Genomic DNA, 25,985 nt, shown 5'->3' on the forward strand with positions numbered 1-25,985 from the left:
GAAGATCGGGTCTTGTGCGAGGAAGCGTCAAGCCGGAGGTGATCGTCGCCGGGTCACTGCTGGTGCTGGGCCTGCTGTACGGCGTGCTCGCCCTCGGTGAGGGCCTGGGGACGATGGCGGACAGCGGGGCGGGCTTCTTCCCTTTGATCGTCGCGCTCGTTCTGACCGTCACCAGCGTCGTCGTCCTGCTGCAGAGCCGTCGGGGGACACCGGGCGACGTCACCGCACCGGAAGCCGGCCTCGGGGCGGCGTCCGAGGGCGGCGATGTCGGTACGGAGGATCGTGGCGTCGGCGCGGAGGCCGCCGCTGGGGACGGGGACGGGGGCGAGGGTGAGGTGCGCTGGTGGCGGATCGCCGGCGTGCTGGCCGCCGCCCTGCTGGTGCCGGCGGTGGGCGACACCGTGGGGATGGTCGTGACGTTGTCGATCGCCCTGGTCCTGATGGCCAAGATCATGGGTATCTCCCGGTGGAGCAGAGCCGTGATCTTCGGCCTCGCCTTCGGCGCCGCCACCTGGTTGATCTTCGTCCGCTGGCTGGCCGTCCCCCTGCCGAGCGGCACGCTCGGCCTCTTCTGACCTGGCCTGTTGTGACCCGGACCGCTCTGACTCGGCCTGCTCTGACCCGGACCGCTTCGACCCGGCCTGCTTTGAACGGAAGGACCCCCCGTGGGTGACGCGATCGACAACCTCGGCGCGGGCTTCGCCACCTTCGCCGACCCGGCCTTCATCATCCTCGCGCTGGTCGGCGTGGTGCTCGGCACGGTGGTCGGCGTGCTGCCCGGCATCGGGCCGATCGGCGCGATGTCGGTCCTGCTCGGGATGACCACACAGCTCGGCCCGACGGGATCGCTGATCCTGTTCGCCGGCATCTACTTCGGCTCCACATACGGCGGCTCGACGACCTCGATCCTCCTGAACGTACCCGGTGAGGCCTCGTCGGTGGTCACGGCCCTCGACGGCCACGAGATGACGAAACGGGGCAGAGCGGGCCCTGCACTGACCATCGCGGCGCTCTCCTCGTTCCTGGCGGGCACCATCGCCATCTTCGGCCTCATGATGTCGGCGCCGTGGCTGAGCGGGATAGCGGTCAAGCTCGGCCCGCCCGAGTACCTGGCGCTGTGCGTCGCGGGGCTCCTGCTGCTGGCGGCGCTCGCCGACGGCTCCGCCGCGAAGGCGATCGTGATGATCTGCGCCGGCCTGGCGATCGGCACGGTCGGGATCGACCCGGCCGGCGGCCAGTTGCGCTTCACCATGGGATCCGACGCCCTGGCCGAGGGATTCAGCTTCATCGCCCTGGTCATGGGGGTCTTCGGCGTGGCCGAGGCGCTCACGATGGTCGGCCGGCGCTGGCGTCCCGAGCCGGTCAAAGCCCCACGGCTCAAGGAGCTTCTGCCGAGCGGGGAGGAGTCCCGGCGGGCGGCTCCGGCGGCGGTGCGCGGCTCGGTGATCGGCTTCCTGCTGGGGCTGGTGCCGGGCCCCGCCGCCGTACTGTCGACGTTCGCCTCCTACGTCACCGAGCGGAAGATCTCCAAGGACCCCGGCAGGTTCGGCAAGGGCGCCGTCGAGGGGGTGGCCGGCCCGGAGGCGGCCAACAACGCGGCGGCGGGCGCGGCGTTCGTCCCGCTGCTGGCGCTCGGGATCCCGTTCGCGCCGACCATGGCGCTCGTGCTCGCCGCGCTGCTGCTCAACGGCATCGTGCCCGGGCCGACGTTCGTCGAGGACCAGCCCGAGCTGTTCTGGACCGTGATCGCCGCGATGTACATCGCCAACCTGATGCTGCTGGTGCTCAACCTGCCGCTGGTGGGACTCTTCACCCGCCTGCTGGCCATCCCGCCGCAGGCGCTGATGCCGTTCGTGATCGGCCTGTGCGTCGTGGGCGTGTACGCCGAGAACAACTCGATGTTCGACGTCGTGGTCATGCTGGTCGCGGGCCTGCTCGGCTTCGTCCTGCGCCGGGCCGGCTACAGCATGGCCCCCTTCGTACTGGCGGTCGTCCTGCAGCCCACGCTCGAAACCTCGCTGCGCCAGACCCTGGCCTTCTCCGACGGCAACCCCGGCTACGTCCTCGGCCGACCCGTCACGATGGTGATCCTCGCTCTCGTCGTCCTGGCCACGGCCCTGTCGGTACGGCGAGCACTCCGCGCACGAAGAGTCCGCCAGGACACGGACCAAGAGGTGACGGTTTGACCGATCCTCAGCTGGGAGGCCGCGGCGGCACGACGGCTGATCACCCCGCCGGCGAACATCGGGTGCCGGTGCCGGAATCGCCGGCTTCGCGGAGCTGGTGCGCTCGGCGGAGGACGTCGATCTGGGCGGGGTTGTAGAGTGCCCTGAGGGCGTGGCCGGCGGCGCGGCGCGCCGCCTCGGCCTGGCCGGGTGTGGTGGCGCGGGGCTCCAGCGCCACGCCGTGCTCCGTGGTGGACGGGGTGATGAAGGGGGCGAGCCGTTCGGCGAGGGCCTGCCGGGTGGTGTCGTCGGCGTCTTCGGGCAGGTCGCGGAACGCCTCGTCGAGGTCGTCGTTCGGATGTGACTCAAGGGTCCGGCGCAGTGCCTCCATCGACTCGTCCGAGAAGAGCTGGGCGTAGATCGTCAGCAGGGCGCGGTCGTTGTCGCGCAGGTCCTGGACGACGGCGCTGAAGCTGGTCGGCACCTCCGGCGATGCGCCCGGCCGCGCTAGGGCGGCCAGCTCCCGCCGGATGCTCTCCAGTCGCAGGACCGTCGCCTCCAGCTCGGCGTCGACGGTCCGCAGGACAGCGGCCAGTCCGTCGCCGCTCGTGCCCATCCCGGCCACCTGCGCGAGCGGCACGCCGAGCCCGGTCAGGCGCTTGATCTGCAGGAGGCGGGTCAGATGGTGCACCTCGTAACGCTTGTAGCCGTTGGAGGCGCGATCGGGCTCGTCGAGCAGCCCGATCTGGTGGTAGTAGCGCACCGTCTTCACCGTGGTGCCCGCCAGGTCGGCGATCTCGCGTGTGCTCCAGGTCATGAGTCCTGCCTCGTGGTCCGGTGCTCGTTCCAGGCTGCCATCCGGGTACGTCGCTCGCGTGCCCAGACGAGGGCGACCATGGCGACGTTGACGGCGGCGAGGATCAGCAGGGCCGCGTCACCGGTGTCGGTGGACCGGTCGATGACGTACGACCCGCCGTCCGCCATCAGCGTGTTGACGCTCGAGAACAGGACGTTGTTGGCGATGTGGAACGCGGCCGGCGCCTCGATGCCGCGGCTGATGATCGCCATCACCCCCGTGGCGATGCCGATCAGAGTGTAGTAGCCGAACAACCAGGGGTCACTGGAGCCGTGGACGGCCGCGAAGGCCAGGCTGGAGACCACCAGACCGACGGCGAGGGCCGGGCGCACCGCGCGCACCCAGGACGCGGCGGCGGGCAGCACGGCACCGCGGAACATCAGCTCCTCGCCGACGGACTGGAGCGGGGTGGTCAGCACGGTGACCACCAGCATGAGGATCGTCGTCCCGGAAACACCGAACGCGACCCAGCCAGGGGACTCGGGGGCGACCAGGGCCACCACTCCGATGCCGGCGCCCACCAGCAGGGCCGCGCCGAGCAGGTACCGCGCCAGGCGCCGGCCGTCGAACGCCCGCGGCGAGCTGATCAGGCCGCGCCACGGCACCTTCGCCAGCCTGGCCAGCAGCAGGATCGCCACCACGCCCGCGATGCCCACGCTCAGGTTGACAGCCAGGAGCTTCAGCGGGGTGAACGTGGCCGACATCGGGTCGCCGCTGCCCTCGATGACGCCCACGACCTGGAAGAACAGGACCTGCAGCAGCACCATCACGACCGGCGGAACGACGAGCACGACCAGCGGCCCCCACCAGCTCATCCGGATGTGAGCCCCGAACGGCCGGGATTCGTCCACACCTGCCCCGCGTCGTCCGGGCACCGGGCCTGCGGCCTGGGGCGGGGAGCTCGGGCGCGTGGCCGGGCTCTGGTGGTCGGGTCCTGGCGCGGGCATCGGGGTCCTCCTGGGTCGAGACGTTCGTTCCACGCACCAGCGAACACCGTGCCCTGGGGGCACACTCAAGCCCGTGATCCGGTTTCGTCGCGGTAGGGGGCCCTTTCTCCGGACAGAAGGACCCTGATGAGAGGTCAGCGTCATACCGCCCAGCAGCGCCGGAGCGGGCGGTTCCGGCGTCGTCGGCTTCTCGGCACGGTCCCAGCCGTGGTTCTCATGAGCGGGGGTCAGGCGGTCGGGTCGGGGCCGAGGGCGAGGTCGAGCAGGTCGCCGAGCTGGTCGAGTTGCTCTTCCGTGAGGTTCTGGAACGAGGCGTTCAGGACGCCGTCGGCGAGTTCCTGACCGGCCACGAGCAGTCGTTCGCCCTCTTCGGTGAGCCGGTGCCGCACCGCTCGGCCCGGTCCGGGTAGCCGCTCGATCAGGCCGCGCTGCGCCATCCGGGTCGCGAGCGACCCGAAGGACTGGTCGGTCTGGAACGTCAGCACCGCGAGGTCGTGCAGCGAGGCGTCCGGGTTGCGGCGCAGGTGGCGCAGCGTGTCCCACTGCACCAGGGAGAGGCCCAGCGGGGCCAGCGCCCGGCTGAACGCCCGGTGGTGGCGGTGCTGCAGACGTTTGACGGCGAGGCCGACGTCGGATTGGCGGTGTCGCATACCTGTCAGCTTATCTCACTAAGTCAGCTTCCTTATATAAGGAAGCTGATATAAGGTTCTTTATGTAAGCAACCTGATTCTCCTGGGAGCGACCATGTCCTCAACCCCCGCGGCCGGCAGTCTCCGGCCCGTCCGTACCGACGTCCACACCCTCGAGACCAGCTCGGGAGCGGTCGAGCTCACCGTGCGCGACCACGACCGCGCCCGGCCGTTCCTGCTGCTGCACGGCGGCGGTGGCGTGGCGTCGATGGCCGGTTTCGCCGGCCTGCTCGCCGAACGCACCCACTCGCGGGTCCTGCTGCCCACGCACCCCGGCTTCGCCGGCACGCCGAAGCCCGCCGGGCTCACCGGCGTCACCGCACTGGCCCGGGCGTACGTCGCCTTACTCGACCGGCTCGACCTCACCGACGTCACCGTGATCGGCAACTCCTTCGGCGGCTGGCTCGCGGCCGAGATCGCGCTGCTGGACAGCCCGCGCGTCAGCGGCGCGGTGATCGTCGACGCGATCGGCATCGAGGTCGAGGGTCATCCCCAGGCCGACATCAGAGGATTGTCCCTGCCCGAGATCCAGCGGCTCTCGTTCCACGACCCGCGCAAGGCGCCGCAGCCGCCGGCCGCCGCCACTCAGGACCCGCGCAGGCAGCCGCCGGCCCCCGGCCCGAGCCCCGACGTGCAGGCCCTGGTCGGCTACGCAGGTCCGGCCATGGCCGACCCCGGCCTCGCCGAGCGGCTCGCGAAGGTCGCGATCCCGGTGCACGTCGTGTGGGGCGAGAGCGACCGCATCGTCACCCCGGACTACGGCAAGGCGTTCGCCGCCGCGATCCCGATGTCGACCTTCACCCTGCTCCCTCGCACCGGACACCTTCCCCAGGTCGAGTCACCCGAGGAACTGCTCGGTGCGCTGCGCGACCTCGGAAACCGCTGAAGCCCGTACGACATCAAGGAGAGCCCCACATGACCACCACCCTGAGCGCGACCCGGATCGGGCACGCCTGCCAGCTGATCGAGTTCGGCGACACGCGCGTGCTCACCGACCCGTGGTTCACCCAGCAGGCGACCTACTACCCGGGCGAGCCGATCGCCGCGTCCGTCGAGACCCTCGGCCGGATCGACGCCGTCGTCATCAGCCACGAGCACTACGACCACTGCGACCTCGACGCGCTCGTGTCGGGCGGCTTCGACCTCGGCACGCCGCTGATCGGCCCCGGCACCGTCGCGGGCATCGCCCGCGACAAGGGATTCCGGGACGTCCGCGTCGTCGAGGCCTGGGAGTCGACCACTGTCGGCGAGCTCACGGTGACGGCGACGCCGGGCCGGCACGGCGTCCACGAGGTCACGTTCGTGCTGCGGGCCGACGGACGTACGGTCTTCTTCGGCGGCGACTCGCTGCGCGTCCCCGAACTGGACCGGATCCCCGAACGATTCGGGCAGATCGATCTCGCCATCCTCCCCACGAACGGCCTGTGCGTACGGCAGATGAACCACGAACAGGTCGTCATGAACGCCGAGCAGGCGGCGGCGCTCACCGCCGTGCTGCGGCCGGTGATGGCGGTGCCGCACCACTACGCGTTCCACAGCGGGCAACTGGGCGACCGGATGCTGACCGCGGCGGACCGGGATCCCCGCCACTACGCCGACGAGGTCGCCCGCCTCGCCCCCTCGGTGGACGTCCGCCTCGTGCTGCCGGGCACGCGGGTGGTGGTCCCGTGAACGGGCCGGCGGTCACCCGCAGGCGCAGAAGTAGCCGTAGCGGCCGGGTGATCTACCCGTATCGCATGCACGACTAATCGTCATTTATCTGGCTTTGCCGGGCTTGGTCCAGCATTGGGGGAATCCGGGCTTTTGACCTCTAGAAACCCCAGGTCGCCTCGCTAGGTTGGTTACGGGGGAAGACACATGCTGAGGCGAAAATCCGAATGGTCGGTGCGAACCCGGCTCACCATACTGGCGACACTGGTGATGACCCTGCTGTGCGCGGGCTTCAGTGCGCTGATCCTGACGAGCGTGCACACCGAGCGGACGACCGAACGCAGCCGCCGCAGCCACGACGCGAACATGCGCGCCATCGCTCTGCTCGCCCGTGGCGAGCTGGCCTCCGTACACGCTGAGCCGGGAGTCGCGGCCCTCCAGATGATCGACCCGGCGGGCCGGGTCGTGGCGGCGAGCCCGAACATGCGGGAACGGCCGCCGATGACCACCTTCGTCCCGAGGGAAGGGCGCTTGGGACGGACGGAGACCCTGTGCGACATGCCCGTCTTCGCCCCCGACTGCATGCTCGTCTCCGCCACGCTCGCCCCCAGACGGGACGGCGACTGGATCGGGTACGCGGCCGCCCCGGTCTACCCCTGGTACGTCAGCGGCCGGCTCCTGGGCGGAGCGCTGACCGGGTCCGCGCTGCTGATCGGGTTCACCGCGGCCGGCGCGTACCGCATCGTCGGCCGGGCGCTCAGACCGGTCGGCACCATCCGGGCCCAGCTGTCCAAGATCACCTCGACCGATCTCGGGCACCGCGTCCCCGTACCCGGGCCGCGCGACGAGATCCACGACCTGGCCCGCGCCGTGAACGAGACCCTGGACCTGCTCGAAGCGGCCCTGCAGCGGGAACGCCGGTTCACCTCCGACGCCTCACACGACCTGCGCAGCCCCATCACCGCCATGCGTGCCCAGATGGAAGAAGCGCTGCTGCATCCCGACGAGGCCGACTGGCCCGTCACCTTCGCCACCACGCTGGACAGCCTGCAGCGGCTGCAGGCCATCGCGGCGGATCTGCTGACGCTCTCCCGCCTGGACGCCCGCTGCGCCGGCGCCCGCAAGCCGGTGGACGTGAGCGACCTGGTCGCCCGCGAACTCGACCACCGCCTCCAGCCGCTGACCATCACCCGCGACCTCGCGCCGGCCGTCGTCCTCGGCGACCGCATCGGGCTCATCCGCCTGCTCACCAACCTGCTGGACAACGCCGAACGCCACGCCGCCTCCACCGTCGCCGTCTCGGTACGCGCCGAGGACGGGCAGGCCGTGCTGGCGGTGCGCGACGACGGCCCCGGCATCCCCGCGGAGGAGCGCGAGCGGGTGTTCCAGCGTTTCGTCCGGCGCGACGACGCCCGCGCCAAGGACCCCAGCGGCACCGGACTGGGCCTGCCGATCGCCCGCCAGATCGCCGAACAGCACGGCGGAACCCTCACCGCCGAAGCCGCCGAAGCCGCCGAAGACACGGAACGGGGCGCCTGTTTCGTCGCCCGCATCCCGCTGTGCCACATTCCCGCCGCTCCATGACCGAGCTCAACCCTGGGCCCGGGCGGAGAGCAGGCGCAGGGTGCAGGCGCGTTCGAAGCGGGCGTTGATCGAGGTCCACAGGTCGACGGCCTCGGTCAGCGCGTCGTGGTCGTCGTACAGGATGCCGCGGGTACGGGCCAGGCTCGCGGCGGCCCAGGTGTTCTGCTCCGCGTACGGCGAGGCGGCGGCCACCAGTTCGGCGGCCTCGGGCAGGCCCGCGACGACGGCCAGTTCGGCGCCGGCGGCGCGGGCGTAGGACTCGTACCAGCGGCTGGAGAAGGCGGCGAAGGCGCGCTCGACCAGCGTGGCGACGTCGTCGTGGGTGGGCGCGGTAACCCGGGCGCCGGCGATGACGTGGGCGTGGGTGGCGACCCGGGCGTCGGCGAACGCGGCGAAGGCCGCCAGGACCGGTGCGGTGGCCGGGTCATCGGTCCCGGCCATCTCCAGGGCACGCGAGCGCCACAGGGCGAACTCGCCGGTGCCCGCCAGCCCGTGGGCCAGCGCGGCGGCGTACACGCCGGTCGACAGCCAGGTGCTACGCGGCCGGCCCGCCTGGTGCCAGGCCTGCCACATGGCCGGTGTCTGGTGGAAGACCTTGGAGAACCGGCCGCTCAGGGCGAGCGGCCTGATGAGCTTGGGAAGGGACAGGTACGGGTGCTCGCCGATGGGATCCTCCACCTCGGCCCGGCCCGCCAGGGCGATCGCGGCCGGCAGGTCGCCGACGCACAACGCGGCGCGGGCGGCGGAGTGGAAGGTGTCCACGATCTCGGCCGCGGCGGCCGGCTCGTGCGCCGGCAGGTCCTTGATCAGGGTGAGCCGTTCCTGGGAGATCCGCTGAACGGCACGCATGCGGCCGGCCTGAACGTTCGCACCGGTGAGCACGTCCAGGGCGGCCAGCAGGACGAGGGGGTCGCCGCACCGGCGAGCGCTGTCGGCGGCGGTACGGGCGAGCTCCAGGCCACCTCGCTGCCAGGCCCAGGCGATCGCGACCAGCGCTGCGGTACGGTCGCCTGCCGATGCCGATGTCGCCGCCTGGAGCGCTTCCGCCACCTGTGCGCGTACGGGAGGAAGGTCGCTGCCGCGCAGGTAGCGGTGGGTGAGCGCGAGGGCGGAGGCGAGCGTGGCGGTACGCCGGCCGGTGTCCCCGACCACATCCGCGGCCTGGAGCAACAGCCTCAGCGCCAGCCGTCCGTCGGCGATGGCGACGGCGGTGTCGGCCGCGTTCATGAGGTCGGCGTGCCTGTCGGTAGCGGCGCGGGCCCGGTCGGCGGCGGCCAGGTAGTGATCGATCGCCTCCCTGTGGTGGCCCCGCGCGAACGTCAGGTGCGCCAGTGACCGGGCCAGCCGGTGCGCGTCCCGGTCGGGTACGGCCGGGGTGTCCGCGAGCGTGGCCCGCAGATCGTCGGCCACCAGGTCGAACTGCGGCTGCCGGCTGCCACGGAACCGTGACTCCAGCGGTCGTCCCCCACCTTCCAGCCGCTCCAGCGGTTGCCCGCCACGCTCCAGCCGCGCCTCCAGCGTCTCCGCCGCCTGGGCGGCCCACCGCAGCCGCAGCCGCAGGGCCGCCTCGGTCTCGCCGCTGCCGGTCAACTGGTCGGCGGCGAAGGCCCTGATGGTCTCCAGCAACCGCCACCTGCTGCCACCGGCGATCCCGGCCAGGCTCTTGTCCACGAGCCGCCCGATGAGGTCGGCCACCGCGCTGGGCGACAGGTCGGGCATGACGGCGACGGCCGCCGCCAGGTCGAATCCGCCGGCGAACACCGACAGCCGGCGCAGCAGCGTACGTTCCTCCTCATCCAGCAGGTCGTAGCTCCAGCCGATCACCGCGCGCAACGAGCGGTGGCGTCGCGGCCTGCCGCGCGCGCCGGACAGTAACCGCAACGCGTCCTGCAGACCGACCAGCAGGGCGTCGATCCCGAGCGCGGCCACGCGCGAGGCGGCCAGCTCGATCGCCAGGGGGAGCCCGTCGAGCCGGGCGCACACCTCGGCGACCGCGGCGGGCTCGGCGGTGAACGCCGGGTCGATCGCGCGGGCCCGGTCCAGGAACAGCGCCTCCGCCTCGCCCGCCAGCGGCGGCACCGTGATGACGCGCTCGCCGGCCAGGCCCGGCCGCTCCCTGCTGGCCAGCAGGATGCCCGCCTGGGGGCAGGTGGCGCGCAGCCGCTCGACGAGGTCCCCGACCTCCTCCAGCAGGTGCTCGCAGTTGTCGAGGACCAGCAGGGAACGCCCCAGAGCGAGGCGTTCCGCGACCACTTCCGTCAGCGGCTGAGGCGGGCGTTCCGCCAGGCCGAGCGCGTCGGCCACCGCCCGCAGCACGAATCCCTCCCCGATCGGGGCGAGATCGACGAACGCCCCACCGGCGGAGAACTCCCTAGAAGCCGCCTGCGCCACGACCGCGCCCAGCCGGGTCTTGCCGACGCCGCCCGGCCCCACCAGGCAGACCGGCGCCGCGTGGGCGAGGGCCGCCAGCGTGTCCTGCCGTTCCTGGCGGCGGCCGACGAAGGAGGTGTGGCTGACCGGGATGTGCGTGATACGTCCCGGTTCGATCGAGGTCGAAGACAGGTGCCGGTTCATGGCGGCCAGAGCCGTCCGGTCGGCCACGCCGTACTTGCGCAGCAGCGAGGAGACGTGGCTCTCCACGGTGCGCACCGAGACCTGCAGCCGGCGGGCGATCTGCGCGTTGGGAAGCTGCTCGGCCACCCCGGCCAGCACCTCGGCCTCGCGCGGTGAGAGCCCGTGGGGTTCGCCGGGCTTCCTGGGCACCATGCGCCTCATTGTGGACTCCGTGCTCTTTCCGTGGCGAATCCGTGGTGTCCGGGCGATCATTACGGATGTGCCCGTGCTTCCTCCCGAGCCATCGTCACAGGGAACGCTTGGACGACGGAGGGCCCCATGATCAAACACGCGACGTTCGTGGCCGAGCACGTGTACACGCTCCCGCCGGTCGAGGTCTTCTCCGCCTGGGCCGACCCGGTCGTCAAGGCCCGCTGGGCCGGCGGCCCCACCGGCTGGAGCCCGCGCCTGGAGCTGGACTTCCGCGTGGACGGGCTGGAGCGGTACCACGGCGGCCCGCCCGGCGGCCCCGCGCACACCCTCCAGGCCCGTTACCTCGACATCGTGGCGAGCAAGCGCATCGTCTACAGCTATGACGTGCTGCTCGACCAGGTACGCGTCCTGGCATCGCTGGCCACGGTCGAGTTCGCCCGGCACGGGCCGGGGACCAGGCTCGTCCACACCGAACAGGCCGCCTTCCTCACCGGGGACGACACCTCCCCGTTCGAGCGGCACATGCGCGCCGCGCTGAAGTCGCTGGCGGCGGAGCTGCGCGACCCAGCCCCGCTGGAGGAGGAGCCGGACGGCTCCGCTTGGCTGGAGACGGAGCCGGGCGGCCCCGCGGCTCAAGCCGCCTTCATGGAGCCGGGCGGCTCCGCGGCTCAAGCCGCCCTCATGGAGCCGGGCGGCTCCGCGGCTCAAGCCGCCCTCATGGAGCCGGGCGGCCGCGCGGTTCAGGTCACCGTCGCGGAGGAGCGGTCGTGAACGTCGCCGCCTCCCGCCCGCCGATCGTCACCGGTGCCTTGCTGGTGCGGATGGCCACCGTGGTGGCCTCGTCGATCGGGTTCTTCCTCCCGTTCGCCGTCGTCCCCGAGTACGCCGAGCGGTCGTCGGGCGCCACCGCGGCCGGCGCCGCGAACGCCGCCCTGCTGGTGACCACCGTCGCCGTCGAACTGGCCGCACCCGCCCTGGTCGCCAGGATCGGCTACCGCTGGGCGCTCGGCCTCGGCCTGCTCGCCCTGGGCGCGCCCACCCTCGTACTCATGGCCTCCTCCGACGCCGCGGTCGTCATCGCCGTCAGCGCCCTGCGCGGCGTGGGCTTCGCGATCACCGTGGTGGCGGGCGGTGCGCTCACCGCCGAGCTGGTGCCGGCCTCGCGGCGCGGCGAGGGGCTGGCGCTGGTGGGCCTGGTCAGCGGGGTCAGCGCGCTCGTGGGACTGCCGGCGGGAAGCTGGCTCGCGCAGGTCGCGGGCTATGACGCCGTCTTCGCCGTCACCGCCGCCGTCCCGATCCTGTCGGTGCTGACCGTCCCGTTCCTGCCGGGTCGTCCCGCGGCGGCGGGGCGGGCCGCGGGGGTGATGGCCGGGTTGCGCACGCCGTCCCTGATGTGGCCGGCGGCGATCTTCGCCGCCTCGGCCGCCGGGACCGGCATCCTGTGCACGTTCGTGCCGCTGGCGGTGCGCGGCGGGCCCCTCTGGCTCGCGCCGGCCGCGCTGCTGGCCCAGTCGGCCACCGCGACGCTCGCCAAGTGGGTCGCCGGCCGCGCCGGCGACCGCCGCGGGCACGAGGGACTGCTGCTGCCGGGGCTGCTGCTGTCCGCGGCCGGGATGGCCGCCGTGTCGCTGACCTCCTGGAGCGTGAGCGTCATGGTCGGCGCGGCGGTGTTCGGCGCCGGATTCGGCGTCCTGCAGAACGCCACCATGACCGTCATGTACGCCCGCGTCCGGCCGGTGATGTTCAGCACCGTCAGCGCCCTGTGGAACGCCGCCTACGACAGCGGCATGGCCGCCGGGGCGTTCGCCGTCGGCCTCCTGGCACCGTTCACCGGCTACCCGCCGGCCCTGTTGATCACCGCGGTCCTCATGGCGGCCGCCCTCCCCCTCGTCCGCAACGCACGAAGGATTCCCGCAGCAGCATGAACACGCTCACGGACGTACGACGCCGGAGATGGGCGCTGGCCGCACTCGCCCTGCCCACCCTGCTGGTCGCCATCGACATCTCCGTCATGGGCGTCGCCCTGCCGTCGCTGGCCCGCGACCTGCATCCCAGCGCCGCCGAGTTGCTGTGGATCATCGACAGCTACAACTTCCTGGTCGCCGGATCCATGCTCGCCACCGGCGCCATCGGTGACCGGATCGGCCGCCGCCGCATGATCCTCATCTGCGCGGCCGTCTTCGCGGCCGCCTCCGCCGTCGGCGCCTTCGCCACCACCCCGCTCCTCGTCATCCTCGCCCGCGCCGTCATGGGCATGGCCGGATCGGCCATCATGCCCGCCTCCATGTCCCTGATCGGCGTCCTGTTCACCGACACCAGGGCACGCATCCAGGCGATGGGCGCCTACATGACCGTCTTCCTGGGCGGCATGGCCGTCGCACCCTTCGTCGGCGGACTGCTGCTCGCCCACTTCTGGTGGGGATCGGTGTTCCTGGTCGGCGTACCGGTCATGGCCGTCACCATCGCCGTCGTCCCGCGCCTGCTGCCGGAGACCCGCTCCGAGCAGGCGCCCCGCATCGACCTGCTGAGCACCGCGCAGAGCCTGGCCGCGATCCTCGCGATCGTGTACGCGCTCAAGGCCTGGGTCAACGACGGCGCCACCGCCTCGGTGTGGCTGGCCCTGACCGCCGGGATCGTCCTGGCCGCGCTGTTCGCCCGCCGCCAGCGGCGCCTGGACAATCCGCTGCTCGACCTGAGCCTGATCGGCACCCCGGCGGTGGCGCGTACGCTGGCCGCTCTGTTCCTGACCTCGGTGATCATGGGCGGCAGTTCGCTGTTCTTCAACCTCTACCTCCAGGACGTCCAAGGACTGACCCCGCTCGAAGCCGCCTGGTGGACCCTGCCCCAGATCGTTCTCATGATCGCCGCCTCCAACCTGGGCCCGTGGCTCAACCGTCACCTGCCCCAGCGCACGGTCGTCCTGGCGATGCTGCTGGTCATGACGCTCGGCTTCATCCTGTACGCGTTCCTGCCCGTCACCTGGGCCGGCCGCCCCCTGGCCGCCGCCGGCGCGGCACTGGCCGCCTTCGGCATCGGCGCGGCGTTCCCGCTGCTCATGGACCACGTCATCAGCGCCGCGCCACCGCAGCGGGCCGGAGCGGGGGCCGCCCTGGCCCAGGTCAGCAACGAACTCGGCATCGCCGTCGGACTCACCGTCCTCGGCTCGCTGGGCACCGTGGTCTACCGCGCCCGGCTCGACCTCCCGGGCACGACGGCCGCCGGCAGCGTCGTCGACGGCGTCCGCGACGCCACGGCCCGCGGTGACCTCCACCTCCTGGCCGGCGTACGGGCGGCCTTCACCGACGCCTGCAACGTCGTCGGCCTGGCCGGGGTGGCCGTGCTCCTGCTGGTGCTCGCCCTCACCCGACGCGGCCACGTTCGCTCAGACTGACCCCGGACGACCAGGGACTCACCGGCGGCGACGGGAACCGGCTGATCCCCGCCGAGCTTCGGTGCGAAGTCGTCGACGGGCTGCGGGCCGGGGCTGAAGGTCATCGTGTACGCGAGGCCGTCGTTCATGGCGGCAGCGTAGGCGCTACGCGATCAGGCCGACCACCTCGACCGCCGCCGCCACGAGGTCGTCGACGACGAGGCAGGCCGGAGCGTCGCCCCAGGACCGCTCTGTGGCGCGGCCGTCGCCGGTGCGGACCAGGATCGGCCGGACGCCGGCGGCCTGTGCGGCGGCGATGTCCGAGGAGCGGTCACCGATCATGCAGCTCCTGGACAGGTCGAGGTTCAGCTCGGCCGCCGCGCGTTTGATCATGGCGGGGCTGGGCTTGGGCGGGTCGCCCACGTTGTACCGGTCGGAGACCGCGCGGTCTCCGGCCACCGGGCTGCTGTAGACGGCGTCGACGGTGACGCCTTCGTCGGCCAGCAGTTCGGACATCCGATCGTGCACTTCGTCCAGGGTCGCCTGCTCCGCGTAGCCGAGGCCGACGCAGGACTGGTTCGTCACGACGACCAGGGCGTAACCGTGGTCTCGCAGCAGCCGGAGCGCGGGTGCCGCGCCCGGCAGCAGGTGCATCGCGTCCGGGCCGTGTCTGTAGGTCGGGAGCGTGTTGACGCACCCGTCCCGGTCGAGGAACACCGCCTTCCTGGCGGGCGCGTCACCGGCGAGGTCGATCTGGGTGTGCTGGACGGCGGCGGCTCGATCGCCGTCGAGCGCGAGGTCGAAGATCCGGTACGCGTGCGGATGCTCGACCAGCGCCGGCGTGACGCTGAACATGGTCGGTCCGATCGTGGCCGGCTCTGACCCCGGGTGGTAGTGCCCGGACAGGGACAGGACGACCCGGCCGGAGTCGCTGGTGCGCCGCTGGAGCTCTTCGCCCTCCGCGTACGTGTGCGGATAGCCGTCGTCCAGCCGCGGCGTGATCACGAAGTGCTGCAGATGGACCTGCGGCCGCGGGCCCGGGTCGAGCAGCGAGGAGTCGAACCGCTCCCGTTCGGTCAGCGTGCGGCGGGGCACGTTGCCGGTCGACTCGCGGTCCCAGAAGCTGACGAAGCGCAGCCCCCCGACGTCACGGACGAAGGGTCCCGATCCCAGTTCCTCGGCGTGGATGCGGTAGCTGTCGTGGTTGCCGGGAACGGCGATCCACGCGAGGCCGCACTCGTCCAGCATCCGCCGGACGAGGCGGTAGTCCGCCCGTACGCGCTGCCAGGCCGCCCGGTCCGGGGCGGGGTCGCGCTCGGGAGCGAACAGGTACCCGGGAACGTCCACCACGTCACCAGTGATCGCGATCATGTCGGCGCCACGACGGCGGGCGTCGTCGAGCGCGGCGGACAGCAGTTCGGGAGCCGTACGACCGCGCCGGACCGGCAGCGCGGGGTGGCCCGGGATATGGCTTCTGAGGTGGATGTCGGTGATGTGGGCGATGCGCATCGGGGGATGCTTCTCCTGTTTCTGCCGGCACGTGACGTGAAGAGCGAGTGACGTCAGTCAGACGGCCGGGCCGTCGAGTTCCGGACTCTGAGCTCGACCGGAAGCTCTCGATGCGGGCGCTCGATCTCGTCCCCGTTCAGGGTCCCGATCAGCATCGTCGCCGCCTGCCGGCCGATCTCGAACCGATCGACCGCGACCGTCGTCAGCGCCGGAGCGAGCAGATGGGAGGTCGGCAGATCGTCATGTCCGACCACGCTGAGGTCGTGCGGGATCCGCAGCCCGGCTTCGGCCGCGGCGTCGTAGACGTAGTGCGCCAGCAGGTCGCTGTCGGTGATGACGGCGGTCGGACGATCGGGTCTGGCGAGGGCGCGCACCACTCGCTTGACCGTTTCGTCGGCGGTGCTGCCGGAGATGACCCGGGACGGCAGCCCCGCGCCCTTCATCATCCGGCGGAACAACGACACCCGCTCCGAGGCCGACGACAGCCCCGCGTTGGCGAGCAGGCCGATCCGGCGGTGCCCGAGGCCGAGCAGATGGTCGACGGCCGATCGGACCGCCTGGGCGGCGTCGCCGCGGATGCTCATCACCGCCGACGACCGCGCGCCGCGCGCCGCGTTGACCAGCACCACGGGACGGTCGGACTCACCCTGCCAGGTCTCCAGCACGGCTTCGCCGTCGATCGGCGCGATCGCCAGACCGTCGAGGTGCCGGTTCGCCATGGCCCTGATCATGTTGGTCTCGCGCGCCTGGTCGAGATCGGAGGTGGCGATCAGCACCTGGTAGCCGCGCTCCTCGGCGGCGCCGCTGAAGCCGTCGATCAGGCGCAGGTAGCCGGGGTTGCTCAGGTTGCGGCTGATCAGCCCGAGCATGTTGGAGCGCTCGACCCGGAGGGCGCGGGCGGCGAAGTTCGGCCGGTAGCCCTGCTCCTCGGCGACCGCTCGTACGCGCTCCCGCAGCTCGTCGCTCACCCCGGGGCGGCCGTTCAAGGCCATGCTGACCGCGGTCGGGCTGATGCCGATGATGGCCGCCAGCCCCTTGAGGGTCGGACCGCTGGACATCCTCGTCATCAGACGCTCCGGCTCGCCATCGGCCCGCCTTCTCCGGCGTCTCCGGCCGACGAGTGGCCGGCGTTGAGTCCCAGCACGGCTCCTATTGTGCCAGTTCGTTCGATGATCGTCGGGGCCGGCGAGCTGAACGCGTTGCCGCTGACGACGGCCGCCGTGATCTCGCCACCGGCCCCGGCGTCCAGGTGGACCGCGGGCCCGCTGGTGCAGTCCACCACGTTGCCGGTGATCGCGACGCCGGTCACCCGCCGGTCGCCGCCGGTCCTGATCCGGATGCCGGCGGCGGTACGGGAGAAGGCGTTCGCGGTGATCGAGACGGCGCTGGTGTTCGTCAGGTTGACGCCCCAGCACGACAGATCGGTGGCGGTGTTGTTCGCGATCACGACCGAGCTGTGCTGGAGGGCCGGATGCCCGGTGTGGCAGCCGACGAAGGTCGGATAGCCGGAGCAGAAGTTGTCGATCACGCGGACGTGACTGGTGTGGGTGTCGTCCTCGGCGCCCCAGGCGGTCAGCCCGGGTGCGGCCAGGTCGAGGCTGACCGCCTCCGTCTGGTATTCGTGCGGTCGCCGGGCGATGCCGGTGACGAAGCGGCAGCCGGAGATCGTCACGTTGCGGGTCGAGTTCGTCTCGATGGCGTGCCACTCGGGCATGTTCCTGATCTCCAGATCGCGGACCTGGACGTCCTGCGCGTGGTTGAACACCATGCCGAAGGACGGCCGGGGGTTGTCGAAGCCGTTCACCTCCCAGACGCCGCCCTCGATCATGATGTTGCCCGGCCCGTCGTGGCCGCCGACGGTGCGTTCGCCGCCGTACGGCCCGTTGGCCAGCATCGTCGCGATCGGCCCGGTCCGCACGACGCGCGTCGCGGGTGTGAGCGTCAGACGGGTGCCGGCGTGCACCCGCAACGGCGCCTCGCGCAGCCGCCACTCCCCGGGGCCGACGTGCACCCACCCACCGCCTGACCTGGCCACTTCGTCCAGAGCCCGCTGCAGATCACGCTCGTCCTGGGCTCCGTTCCGCCGTACGACCTCGACCACGGCTTGACCTGTCACGTACGCCTCCGCCTTGCCGAAACTGTTGTTTACGGCCCGTCCCGCCGGTGTTACCGTGCCAACTGTAACGTTGAAGTTGATGGCGGTCGAGACAGGGGATGATGCTGTGACATCCACGCGGAGGAGGGACACGATCGATCGCGAGGCCGTCGTCGCTCATCCCGGAGCGGCGAGCCTGATCGGTCCTGACCCGCGGTCGTCCCCGCCTTCAGGACGGATCCGACGGCTCGCGCACGCGCTGCGGCAGCACCGGGTGATCTATCTCCTGCTGTTACCGGGGATGCTCTACTTCCTGGCGTTCCACTACGTCCCCTTGGCCGGGGTCTCGATCGCCTTCATGGACTACTCGCCGTTCCTGGGGCTGGGCGGCTCGACGTGGTCCGGACTGGACAACTTCGCCAAGCTGTTCGACGATCCGGAGTTCGTCAGCACCGTCCGCAACACCCTGGTCATCTCGTTCCTGCAGATCGCATTCGCCTTCCCCGCGCCGATCCTGCTGGCGCTGCTGCTCAACTCGCTGCTCAGCGAGCGGATGAAGCGCATGGTGCAGACCGTCGTCTACCTGCCGCATTTCCTGTCCTGGGTGATCGTGATCGCCGTCTGGCAACAGGTTCTGGGCGGTGCGGGAGCCTTGGCCGACCTGTTCCAGCGGCTGGGGTTCGACAGCGTCAACGTGATGGCGAACGCCGAGACGTTCAAGATCCTGCTGACCTCACAGGTGATCTGGAAGGACGTGGGGTGGGGGACGATCATCTTCTTCGCCGCCATCGCCGCGATCCCCACCCAGTTGTACGAGTCGGCCGCGGTGGACGGGGCGGGATCCCTGCGACGCGCCTGGCACATCACCCTTCCGGGGATCCTGCCCGTGATGGTGCTGCTGCTCATCCTGAGACTCGGCAACGTCCTGTCCGTCGGCTTCGAGCAGATCCTGTTGCAACAGCCCTCCGTCGGAGCCGACGCGGCGCAGGTGCTGGACACGTTCGTCTATTTCCGCGGCGTGCTCGGCGGCGACTGGGGGATCGGCGCGGCCGCCGGTTTGCTCAAGGGCGCCATCGGCACCCTGTTGATCGTCGCCGCGAACCGGATCGCCCGCCGCGCCGGCAGTGAAGGACTGTTCTGATGACGTCATCCAGTCGGCCGGTCTGGATCGAGCCGCCGAACCCCGTCGTGACGACGATCAAGGCGATCCTGATCGGCCTGATCCTGCTGATCATGATCTACCCGCTGGCGTACGTGATCCTCAACTCGTTCGCCAGTCCGGAGGCCACCACGACGGCCGGGCTGATCCCCAGCGAGTGGAGCTTCTCGGCGTACACCACGATCTTCAAGGGCGGGATCGTGCAGCGGTCGCTGATCGTCTCGATCCTCATCACCCTGGTCGGAACCGCGCTGTCCTTGGCCGTCACCTCGACCCTCGCCTACGCGCTCACCAAGACCCGGCAGATCCCGGGGATCCGGCTGGCGCTCTACCTGGTCCTGCTGACGATGATCTTCAGCGCCGGCATCATCCCGAACTACCTGGTGGTGAAGTCGTTCGGACTGCTCGACTCCTACTGGTCGCTGATCGTCCCCGTACTGGCGTCGGCCTTCAACGTCGTGGTGATGCGGAACTTCTTCATGCAGCTGCCGCGCGAGCTCTTCGAGGCCGCGCGCATGGACGGCGCGGGGGAGCTGAGCATCTTCGTCAAGATCGTGCTGCCGCTGTCCAAGGCGGTGATGGCGGTGATCGGCCTGTTCTACGCGGTGTCGTACTGGAACTCCTTCTTCAACGCGATGCTCTACCTCAACGACTCGTCGAAGTGGCCGATCCAGCTGGTGCTGAACTCGTACGTCCTTCAGGGCTCGTCGATGAGCTCGATGAACAACACCGAGATGTACAACCTGCCATCCAGCCAGGCCGTGCAGATGGCCGTCGTGGTGATGGCCACGGTCCCGATCCTGATCGTCTACCCGTTCCTGCAGAAGTACTTCACCAAGGGCGTGCTGACCGGCGCCATCAAGGGCTGACCACCCGCGGCGCCGCTGCCACCTTTTCCCCGTTCGCGCCCCCTGACCACCATCTTGGGAGTCCAGCATGTCCTCATCGTTCAAGCAGCCACGCCCCGGAGGCGGCGTGATGAACCGGCGGACCGCGCTCGGCCTCGGGCTCGGCGCCCTCGCCGGGGCGGCCCTGACCGGCTGCGCTTCCGGCGACGCGAAACCGTCCGGTGTGAGGAAGGCCGCGGCGCCGCCGCCGACGTACGTCGCGCCGCCGGTCTACCCGGGGGCCATCGTCCCGGAAGTGCCCGGGGTCCCGACGGCCTACCCCTCCATGCCGAAGAAGCTGACCAAGACCGTCGCCGAGATCCCGGGCCGCGGCGGCGCCGTCCGGCACTTCCACCTGACCTGGGGCCCGCCGGCGACCCCGCTCGACGGCAACCGGTGGTGGAAGGGGCTCAACGAACGGCTCGGCGTCGACTTCCAGGTGACGGAGGTGTCCGCCGGCAACTACGAGGCGAAGTTCGCCACCATGCTGGCCGGCGGCGATCTTCCCGACGTCGTCCAGCTGGCGGGCGGCCGGTACGGCGAGATCTACTCCGCAAGTTGCCTCAAGGCCATCAGGCAGGGCGCGTTCGCCGATCTCAGCGAGATCCTGGCCGGTGACAAGGTGCTGGCCTACCCCAATCTGGCCAACGTCCGTGCCGAGCAGTGGGAGGCCTGCACCATCAACGGCGGGCTGTGGGGCGTCCCGATCGACGTGCCCGTCGAGCTGCTGGAATTCCGGTACCGGAAGGACTGGGCGGAGAAGCTCGGCTTCCCCAAGCCGCCGGCCGACGCGGCCGAGACCGCCGAGCTCCTGGTCGCGATGACGAAGGGCAACCCGGAGGGGTCCAAGAAGACCTGGGGGCTGACGGCATTCCCCGGGATGGCCCTCGACCTGGCCTACGGCATGTTCGCCGTACCCAACAACTGGAAGTACGAAGGCGGCAAGCTCACCCACGCCATCGAGACCCCGCAGTTCGAGGCGGCGATCGACTGGCTGGTCAAGCTGTGGAAGAGCGGAGGGATGCATCCCGACGCGCTGGCACTGGGCGCCCAGACCGACCGATACCGGGCCTTCGTCGTGCAGCACCAGGTCGGCATGGCGGTCGACTCGGCGGCGAACTTCCACCGCCCGAACACCCAGTACGGCAAGGTGGTCGCCGAGCTGGACGGCGCCTTCGCCGCGTTCATCCCGCCAGGTCATGACGGGACGAGCAAGGCGGTCTTCCGCAGGACGGCAGGGGCCTTCGGCATCAACGCGATCTCGGCCGAGGCCGCCAAGGACAAGGACCGGCTGGCCGAGATCCTCCGGCTGTTCAACTGGCGGCGCGGGCCTGTGGGCAGCGAGGAGTGGTACTACCAGGGGTGGGGAGCCGACGGCGACTACTTCACCCGTGGGGCCGACGGGGAGCCGGCCCCGGTCGAGGGCACCAACCTCGACGCGGACAAGGGAGCCATCGCCTACGGGCTGACCCCGCAGAGCTGGATCTTCCCGACCGCCAAGGACTGCGTGGAGACCAACTCCCAGATGGTCCGCCAGTCGGTCGCCAGCCCGGTCGAGAGGTTTCGGTCGGACACCCAGGCCGCGCGCGGCGCCCAGCTCGATCAACTCTTCGCCACGTACGTCAACCAGATCGTGGTCGGCTCCCGGCCGCTGACCGACCTCGCCGCATACCGCCAGGCCTGGCGCGGTCAAGGAGGCGACCAGATCCGGCGGGAGTTCCAGGAGCAGCTGAAGCGGCGCTGACAGCGACCTTCCCTCTCAGCATTTCCACCTCCACTTTTCACCCGAAGGGAAACGACATGACGGTGAGTCGACGGGCCGCGCTCGCGGCCGGTGTACTGGGCGGAGCCGCGGCGGTGACGACCGGCGGCGCCTCGGCGGCGCAGGCCGTGTCGCGAGCGGCCGGCCCGAATCCGGTGGTCGAGGGTGAGGCCGACAACGTGCGCAGACTGCGCCGCCAGCTCGACCTCGCCGCCGCCGGCGACCGCAGCTTGGAGCGTGACGCCGGCGGGCGCTGCGTCGTGGTCGCCGCGGCGGGCGTCCACGTGCTGAAGCGGCCCCTGGTGATCGGCGGTGACACCACGCTGCGGGCGAACGGCGCGACCTTCACCTCCGACATAGCGGTCAAGCCGCAGACGTACACCAAGGACCAGAACCAGCATTCTCCTGAGCCGACCTACCCCGACTCGTTCGTCAGTGTCGCGGCGGTGAACGGCAGGGACGCGACGTTGCTGATCAATGACGTGCCCGGCGACTGCACCGGTTACCGGGCGCCCGGCAACATCCGGCTGGAGGGTGGCATCTGGGACCCGACGGCGCACTTCGTCCGCAACGCCACCGGTGACGACCGTGCCCGGGCGACGGCCGCGCCGCCGATGAACGCGATCACCTTCGAACACACGCACCACGTCGAGCTGTCCCAGGTCACCGTACGCAACGTCAAGTGGTGGCACGGGGTCGAGCTGAACGCCGTCCGCACGGCGACCGTCAGCGACTGCCGCTTCGAAGGCTGGGTCGAGGCGCCGACGGCCGGGCTCTGGCACGGCGAGGCGGTCCAGCTCGACCTGGCCGCCACCGGCACCGCCTGGGGCGGCGTCGCCGACAACACGCCGGCCACCGACATCCGGATCGTCGGCAACTACTGCGGCCGGTCGCAGCAGTACCCGGGATGGGGCAAGCTCACCGGCTCGCACACCGGCGCCGCCGGCGCGGTGCACAGCGAGGTGTGGATCGAACGCAACCTGATCGAGCACGCGAAGTGGGACGCGATCGGACCGATGAACACCTCCAGGGTCGTCATCCGGGAGAACACGATCAGGGCGTGCTGGGGCGGCGTCTACGTGAAGTCGATCAGCCCGAACCCGAACGAGACGATCGACATCATGGGCAACGACATCACCCTCGTCGACGGCTCGACCCGGCCCGCGGTCGGCGTGAACGCCACCAACGCCCAGCTGCCGGTCAGCGACGTCGCGGTGTACGCGAACACCGTCCGGGGCGGCGGGTTCGGCTACAGCGCGAACGTCACCTTCAGACGCGAGCCCCAGCGGTGACACCTCAAAGGGGGGATCAGATCCTCCAGTCGTAGGCGCGGGAAGGCCGGACGGGCTGCTGCTGCACGAGCCCGTGTACTGCTTCGTCCTTCCCGATGAACACGGGGATGCGCCGGTATTGGCGGGACCTGCCGTCGCTGCTCGCCATCGCCCGGTCCGAGCCGCATCGGCAGTGGTGGCTGGACTTCCTGCGCGACTCGGGCGGCACCGGCTTCTGGCACGAGACGTACTCGGTCAAGGGCAGCATGGAGGCCGGCTACGACGGCGTACCCCAGCCGCTCGGAGGCTCCTCAGGGAAGGCGGCCCACGCGGTGATCGCGAAGCCGTCGCCGTCCTGTCGGACCTCGGCGGCGCCGTGTCCCGGCCAGTGGGCCGGGATGACGAGCTCGCGCAGGTCGGCGGCGCGCGCGAGAAAGGCGCGGCGCGTCTTGGCGGCGAGCCGGAGGTCGTCGCAGAAGCAGCTGTTCCAGCGGGGTTCGAGGACCTGGACGGGGCTGTGCAGCAGGTCCCCGACGAAGACGGCGCGGTCGGCGCCCGAGCGCAGGGTGAGCACGGACGAGCCGGGGGTGTGCCCCGGCGCGGCCTCCAGCAGCAGGTTGCCGTCGACGCGGTACGCGCCCTCCCACAGCACCGCCTGCCCGGCCCGGTGGACGGGGGCGATGCTGTCCTCGAACACCAGCTTGCTCCCCTCCCAGCGGATCCGCTCGTGCTCGTCGCGCGGCGCCCGGCGGCGACGGTCGCCGTCCGGATCGAAGTAGAGGTGGTCGAGCCGGGGGATCAGGTACGTGGCGTTGGGGAACGTGGGCACCCACGCGCCGTCGCGCCACTCGGTGTTCCAGCCGACGTGGTCGTAGTGGATGTGCGTGTTGACGACGACGTCGACGTCCTCGGGAGCGACGCCGGCCGCGCGCAGGCGGTCGAGATAGCCGGTCTTCAGCCCCGCGAACTGCGGGACCTGTGGCCGCTCCCTGTCGTCGCCGACCCCGGTGTCGACCAGGATCGTCCGGCCCTCGCTGCGCAGCACCCAGGTCTGGATGTGGCAGCGGTAGGCGTCGTCGGCCGGGGTCCAGAAGTCCGGCGCCAGCCACTCCTGGTTGCGCCGCCAGACCTCCTCGTCGCTGTCCGGGATGATGAAGCGGGCGGTGCGGATGGGGCCGGACCACTCGATGACGCGGGTGATCTGGACCTCGCCGAGAACGATGCTGTCTGCGGACATTGCCGGTTTCTCCTCCGAGTTCAGTGCGCGGGCCCGTAGCGGGCGAGGAACGTGCGTACGGCCTCCTCGATCACCACCTCCGCGGCGGGCTGAACGGCGACCTCCTCCGCGAACGCCATGACCCCCGGCCACACCAGGAACTCCTGCACCAGCCCCATGAACTGGCGCGCCGCGAGATGGGGGTCCGGGCACCGGAGGAGGCCACGCGCGGCCAGGTCGTCCAGGCAGGCCGCGAACGCCGCCGCGATCGGCCCCTTGCCCAGCCGGTAGAACTCCTCCGCGATCCACGGCTGCCGCCCGGACTCGGCGACCACGAGCCGGGCGAACCGGATCTGGTCGGTCTCGGTGGCGAAACGCTGGAGCGACCGGGCGAACCCCCGCAGGACGTCCCCGGCGCTCGCGTCGGCGTCGCACTCGACGCCCCGGCGGTCCGGCCCGTCGAAGGCGGCCCAGTGATGGCGGACCATCTCCCGGAACACGGTCTCCTTGGCGCCGAAGCGGTTGTAGACGGTCTGCCGCGACACCCCGGCCCGCTCGGCGACCCGCTCCAGGGTGACGCCGTCGTAGCGGTCGGCCAGGAAGAGCTCCTTCGCCGCCGCGAGGATCTTCTCGTCGGAGCTCGATCTTCGCAGGTCCCGGCCCGGCTGGTCCTTCACGTCGTCACGTTCCCTCACTCGTCTTTACTTTACAGTACAGTCAAACTTCGCCGTTGACTTCTGTCATACGGGACCGGTGACACAGCGCACTGACCTCCGCCGGGCGGAACGCTCATCCTGAGCGCCATGACCCTTCATCGATTCACCAGGCACGCATCGCGGCTGGGAGCCGCGACTCTGGCCGCCGCGCTGCTCGCGGCGGGACCCCTGGCCGCCGCCGAGGACGGCGGCCTCGACCGGCAGCGGCTGCGGCAGACGCTGGACGCCGTGCACGAGGCCGGCATGTACGGCATCTACGCGGACGTCGTGGACGGCCGGCGCAGCTGGCAGGGCGCGGCGGGCGTCGCCGACGTCGAGACCCGCCGCCCGGTGCGTCCCGAGATGGTGCACCGGGCCGGGAGCGTCACCAAGTCGTTCGTCGCCGTGGCCGTGTTACAGCAGGCCGGCAAGGGCAGGATCGACCTGGACGCCCCCGTCGGCCGCTACCTGCCGAAGCTGGTCCCGGGCGAGCGCGGGCAGCGGATCACCGTACGCATGCTGCTCAACCACACCAGCCACATCGCCGACCACGCCGGCGTGATCTTCCCGACGGTCGAGAGCCTGGACGCCAACCGCTTCCGCGCCTTCCGGCCGGAGGAGCTGGCGCGGGCCGGCCTCGACGCCCCCGCGACCGGGCAGCCGGGGGCGGCCCCCGGTGCGTACTCGAACACGAACTACGTCATCGCCGGCCTGCTGCTGGAGAAGGTGACGGGCACGAGCGCCGAGCGGTACATCACCGAGCACGTCTTCCGTAAGGCGGGGCTGCGGCACACGTCGTTCCCGCGTACGCCGCACATCGCGGGGCCCAGCTCCAAGGCGTACGAGGCGCTGTTCGGCTACTTCGACCCGCCCAGGGACTACAGCGTCTACGACATGTCCTGGGCCTGGACGGCGGGCGCGGCCGTCACCACGATGGAGGACCTCAACCGCTTCTTCCGGTCGCTGCTGCACGGCGAACTCCTCGGCCCGGCCCTGCTCGCCGAGATGCGGACGACCGTGCCCATCCGGTCGCTCGCGGGCGTCGTGATCGACTACGGTCTCGGGATCTACCCGCTCGACCTGCCGTGCGGCCGGTTCTGGGGGCACGACGGGAGCATCCCCGGCATGGAGACCTTCGCCTTCTCGGACGCCGGTGGCGGCCGCCAGTTCGCCTTCGGTACCAACCTGAGGAACTACCGGCAGCTGGACGAGAACGGTCTTCCTGTCGCGCACGCCATCGACTTCGCGATCGGCGACCACCTGCTGGAGGCGGCCTGCGGCCCTGACGCGGGAACGGCGGCCAGGTCGGAGCGGCCGCTCCCGCCGATCGGCGTGGACGCCGGCACGGCCACTCCCTGACCGGA

General features: G+C 71.1%; 22 protein-coding genes and 1 pseudogene. 14 read left to right on the forward strand and 9 right to left on the reverse strand.

Annotated features, from left to right (window positions below):
• Nucleotides 1-14: 14 nt before the first annotated feature.
• Both OIE67_RS03765 and OIE67_RS03770 read left to right on the forward strand, forming a co-directional pair.
• Nucleotides 15-575: a tripartite tricarboxylate transporter TctB family protein gene (locus tag OIE67_RS03765; protein WP_326636680.1), complete on the forward strand. Its 561-nt coding sequence runs from the start codon at nt 15-17 to the stop codon at nt 573-575.
• A gap of 90 nt (nt 576-665) precedes the next feature.
• On the forward strand, nt 666-2,186 hold the full coding sequence (locus OIE67_RS03770; RefSeq protein ID WP_326636682.1) for a tripartite tricarboxylate transporter permease: 1,521 nt from the start codon (nt 666-668) through the stop codon (nt 2,184-2,186).
• 40 nt (nt 2,187-2,226) lie between these two features.
• Here the strand turns inward: OIE67_RS03770 and OIE67_RS03775 are convergent, their stop codons facing one another.
• The 3 genes from OIE67_RS03775 to OIE67_RS03785 form a co-directional block, all read right to left on the reverse strand.
• Nucleotides 2,227-2,982: a helix-turn-helix domain-containing protein gene (locus OIE67_RS03775; RefSeq protein ID WP_326636684.1), complete on the reverse strand. Its 756-nt coding sequence runs from the start codon at nt 2,980-2,982 to the stop codon at nt 2,227-2,229.
• Entirely contained in the window at nt 2,979-3,872 is an 894-nt protein-coding gene (locus tag OIE67_RS03780) for a CPBP family intramembrane glutamic endopeptidase (RefSeq protein WP_326636686.1), read from the reverse strand. The genes OIE67_RS03775 and OIE67_RS03780 overlap by 4 nt, the downstream gene beginning before the upstream one ends.
• 323 nt (nt 3,873-4,195) lie before the next feature.
• On the reverse strand, nt 4,196-4,618 hold the full coding sequence (locus OIE67_RS03785) for a MarR family winged helix-turn-helix transcriptional regulator (protein ID WP_326636688.1): 423 nt from the start codon (nt 4,616-4,618) through the stop codon (nt 4,196-4,198).
• 94 nt (nt 4,619-4,712) lie between these two features.
• Here OIE67_RS03785 and OIE67_RS03790 point away from each other — a divergent pair, with 94 nt between their 5' ends.
• The 3 genes from OIE67_RS03790 to OIE67_RS03800 all read left to right on the forward strand — a co-directional run bounded on the left by OIE67_RS03790 (nt 4,713) and on the right by OIE67_RS03800 (nt 7,891).
• A complete protein-coding gene (locus OIE67_RS03790) occupies nt 4,713-5,543 on the forward strand; it encodes an alpha/beta fold hydrolase (RefSeq protein WP_326636690.1) in 831 nt (276 codons plus the stop codon).
• Nucleotides 5,544-5,572: 29 nt separating this feature from the next.
• On the forward strand, nt 5,573-6,328 hold the full coding sequence (locus tag OIE67_RS03795; RefSeq protein ID WP_326636692.1) for an MBL fold metallo-hydrolase: 756 nt from the start codon (nt 5,573-5,575) through the stop codon (nt 6,326-6,328).
• A 249-nt stretch (nt 6,329-6,577) separates the two neighbouring features.
• On the forward strand, nt 6,578-7,891 hold the full coding sequence (locus OIE67_RS03800) for a sensor histidine kinase (protein ID WP_326645202.1): 1,314 nt from the start codon (nt 6,578-6,580) through the stop codon (nt 7,889-7,891).
• A 6-nt stretch (nt 7,892-7,897) separates the two neighbouring features.
• Here the strand turns inward: OIE67_RS03800 and OIE67_RS03805 are convergent, their stop codons facing one another.
• Nucleotides 7,898-10,657, reverse strand: coding sequence for an ATP-binding protein (locus OIE67_RS03805; RefSeq protein ID WP_326636693.1), 2,760 nt, complete (start codon nt 10,655-10,657; stop codon nt 7,898-7,900).
• A 126-nt stretch (nt 10,658-10,783) separates the two neighbouring features.
• Here OIE67_RS03805 and OIE67_RS03810 point away from each other — a divergent pair, with 126 nt between their 5' ends.
• From OIE67_RS03810 to OIE67_RS03820, 3 genes are read left to right on the forward strand one after another with little or no spacing between them, the layout of a single operon-like run.
• Nucleotides 10,784-11,428, forward strand: coding sequence for an SRPBCC domain-containing protein (locus OIE67_RS03810; protein WP_326636694.1), 645 nt, complete (start codon nt 10,784-10,786; stop codon nt 11,426-11,428).
• Nucleotides 11,425-12,582, forward strand: coding sequence for an MFS transporter (locus OIE67_RS03815; protein ID WP_326636696.1), 1,158 nt, complete (start codon nt 11,425-11,427; stop codon nt 12,580-12,582). Before OIE67_RS03810 ends, OIE67_RS03815 begins: the two co-directional genes overlap by 4 nt.
• A complete protein-coding gene (locus tag OIE67_RS03820) occupies nt 12,579-14,048 on the forward strand; it encodes an MFS transporter (RefSeq protein ID WP_326636698.1) in 1,470 nt (489 codons plus the stop codon). Before OIE67_RS03815 ends, OIE67_RS03820 begins: the two co-directional genes overlap by 4 nt.
• Nucleotides 14,049-14,192: 144 nt before the next feature.
• Here OIE67_RS03820 and OIE67_RS03825 read toward each other — a convergent pair whose 3' ends face one another.
• From OIE67_RS03825 to OIE67_RS03835, 3 genes are read right to left on the reverse strand one after another with little or no spacing between them, the layout of a single operon-like run.
• On the reverse strand, nt 14,193-15,536 hold the full coding sequence (locus OIE67_RS03825; RefSeq protein ID WP_326636700.1) for an HAD-IIIA family hydrolase: 1,344 nt from the start codon (nt 15,534-15,536) through the stop codon (nt 14,193-14,195).
• Nucleotides 15,537-15,589: 53 nt separating this feature from the next.
• A complete protein-coding gene (locus OIE67_RS03830) occupies nt 15,590-16,594 on the reverse strand; it encodes a LacI family DNA-binding transcriptional regulator (protein ID WP_326636702.1) in 1,005 nt (334 codons plus the stop codon).
• Between the two features lie 8 nt (nt 16,595-16,602).
• Complete coding sequence (locus OIE67_RS03835) at nt 16,603-17,652, reverse strand: right-handed parallel beta-helix repeat-containing protein (protein WP_326636704.1); 1,050 nt, start codon at nt 17,650-17,652, stop codon at nt 16,603-16,605.
• A gap of 106 nt (nt 17,653-17,758) precedes the next feature.
• Between OIE67_RS03835 and OIE67_RS03840 the strand changes: the two genes are divergently transcribed.
• The 5 genes and pseudogenes from OIE67_RS03840 to OIE67_RS55345 form a co-directional block, all read left to right on the forward strand.
• Nucleotides 17,759-18,772 (forward strand): ABC transporter permease, encoded by a 1,014-nt coding sequence (locus OIE67_RS03840; RefSeq protein ID WP_326636706.1) that lies wholly within the window; start codon nt 17,759-17,761, stop codon nt 18,770-18,772.
• Nucleotides 18,772-19,659, forward strand: coding sequence for a carbohydrate ABC transporter permease (locus tag OIE67_RS03845; RefSeq protein ID WP_326636708.1), 888 nt, complete (start codon nt 18,772-18,774; stop codon nt 19,657-19,659). The genes OIE67_RS03840 and OIE67_RS03845 overlap by 1 nt, the downstream gene beginning before the upstream one ends.
• 67 nt (nt 19,660-19,726) lie before the next feature.
• The gene (locus OIE67_RS03850) at nt 19,727-21,421 is read left to right on the forward strand and encodes a type 2 periplasmic-binding domain-containing protein (protein WP_326636710.1); all 1,695 of its coding nucleotides are present in this window, start codon (nt 19,727-19,729) and stop codon (nt 21,419-21,421) included.
• 56 nt (nt 21,422-21,477) lie between these two features.
• Nucleotides 21,478-22,731 carry a hypothetical protein gene (locus OIE67_RS03855; RefSeq protein WP_326636712.1) on the forward strand — a complete coding sequence of 418 codons (1,254 nt, stop codon included), beginning with the start codon at nt 21,478-21,480 and terminating at the stop codon, nt 22,729-22,731.
• Between the two features lie 107 nt (nt 22,732-22,838).
• Nucleotides 22,839-22,943: pseudogene (locus OIE67_RS55345) on the forward strand (hypothetical protein); the annotation flags it as partial.
• 44 nt (nt 22,944-22,987) lie between these two features.
• Here OIE67_RS55345 and OIE67_RS03865 read toward each other — a convergent pair.
• Together OIE67_RS03865 and OIE67_RS03870 are read right to left on the reverse strand one after the other, a co-directional pair.
• Entirely contained in the window at nt 22,988-23,947 is a 960-nt protein-coding gene (locus tag OIE67_RS03865) for an MBL fold metallo-hydrolase (protein ID WP_326636714.1), read from the reverse strand.
• Nucleotides 23,948-23,967: 20 nt separating this feature from the next.
• Nucleotides 23,968-24,621, reverse strand: a complete 654-nt coding sequence (locus OIE67_RS03870) for a TetR/AcrR family transcriptional regulator (RefSeq protein ID WP_326636716.1) — start codon at nt 24,619-24,621, stop codon at nt 23,968-23,970.
• A 108-nt stretch (nt 24,622-24,729) separates the two neighbouring features.
• Here OIE67_RS03870 and OIE67_RS03875 point away from each other — a divergent pair, with 108 nt between their 5' ends.
• Nucleotides 24,730-25,980 (forward strand): serine hydrolase domain-containing protein, encoded by a 1,251-nt coding sequence (locus tag OIE67_RS03875; RefSeq protein ID WP_326636718.1) that lies wholly within the window; start codon nt 24,730-24,732, stop codon nt 25,978-25,980.
• Nucleotides 25,981-25,985 lie beyond the last annotated feature (5 nt).

Origin of the sequence: Nonomuraea fuscirosea (assembly GCF_035917475.1) — a bacterium.
Classification (GTDB): domain Bacteria; phylum Actinomycetota; class Actinomycetes; order Streptosporangiales; family Streptosporangiaceae; genus Nonomuraea; species Nonomuraea fuscirosea.

What these genes read in the sequence shown, in the direction of transcription:
- OIE67_RS03805 (WP_326636693.1), bottom strand. Translation starts at nt 10,657, where the DNA reads ATGGTGCCCAGGAAGCCCGGCGAACCCCACGGGCTCTCACCGCGCGAG.
- OIE67_RS03775 (WP_326636684.1), bottom strand. Translation starts at nt 2,982, where the DNA reads ATGACCTGGAGCACACGCGAGATCGCCGACCTGGCGGGCACCACGGTG.
- OIE67_RS03795 (WP_326636692.1), top strand. Translation starts at nt 5,573, where the DNA reads ATGACCACCACCCTGAGCGCGACCCGGATCGGGCACGCCTGCCAGCTG.
- OIE67_RS03825 (WP_326636700.1), bottom strand. Translation starts at nt 15,536, where the DNA reads ATGCGCATCGCCCACATCACCGACATCCACCTCAGAAGCCATATCCCG.
- OIE67_RS03875 (WP_326636718.1), top strand. Translation starts at nt 24,730, where the DNA reads ATGACCCTTCATCGATTCACCAGGCACGCATCGCGGCTGGGAGCCGCG.
- OIE67_RS03790 (WP_326636690.1), top strand. Translation starts at nt 4,713, where the DNA reads ATGTCCTCAACCCCCGCGGCCGGCAGTCTCCGGCCCGTCCGTACCGAC.
- OIE67_RS03850 (WP_326636710.1), top strand. Translation starts at nt 19,727, where the DNA reads ATGTCCTCATCGTTCAAGCAGCCACGCCCCGGAGGCGGCGTGATGAAC.
- OIE67_RS03810 (WP_326636694.1), top strand. Translation starts at nt 10,784, where the DNA reads ATGATCAAACACGCGACGTTCGTGGCCGAGCACGTGTACACGCTCCCG.
- OIE67_RS03830 (WP_326636702.1), bottom strand. Translation starts at nt 16,594, where the DNA reads ATGTCCAGCGGTCCGACCCTCAAGGGGCTGGCGGCCATCATCGGCATC.
- OIE67_RS03785 (WP_326636688.1), bottom strand. Translation starts at nt 4,618, where the DNA reads ATGCGACACCGCCAATCCGACGTCGGCCTCGCCGTCAAACGTCTGCAG.
- OIE67_RS03800 (WP_326645202.1), top strand. Translation starts at nt 6,578, where the DNA reads ATGACCCTGCTGTGCGCGGGCTTCAGTGCGCTGATCCTGACGAGCGTG.
- OIE67_RS03820 (WP_326636698.1), top strand. Translation starts at nt 12,579, where the DNA reads ATGAACACGCTCACGGACGTACGACGCCGGAGATGGGCGCTGGCCGCA.
- OIE67_RS03845 (WP_326636708.1), top strand. Translation starts at nt 18,772, where the DNA reads ATGACGTCATCCAGTCGGCCGGTCTGGATCGAGCCGCCGAACCCCGTC.
- OIE67_RS03865 (WP_326636714.1), bottom strand. Translation starts at nt 23,947, where the DNA reads ATGTCCGCAGACAGCATCGTTCTCGGCGAGGTCCAGATCACCCGCGTC.
- OIE67_RS03855 (WP_326636712.1), top strand. Translation starts at nt 21,478, where the DNA reads ATGACGGTGAGTCGACGGGCCGCGCTCGCGGCCGGTGTACTGGGCGGA.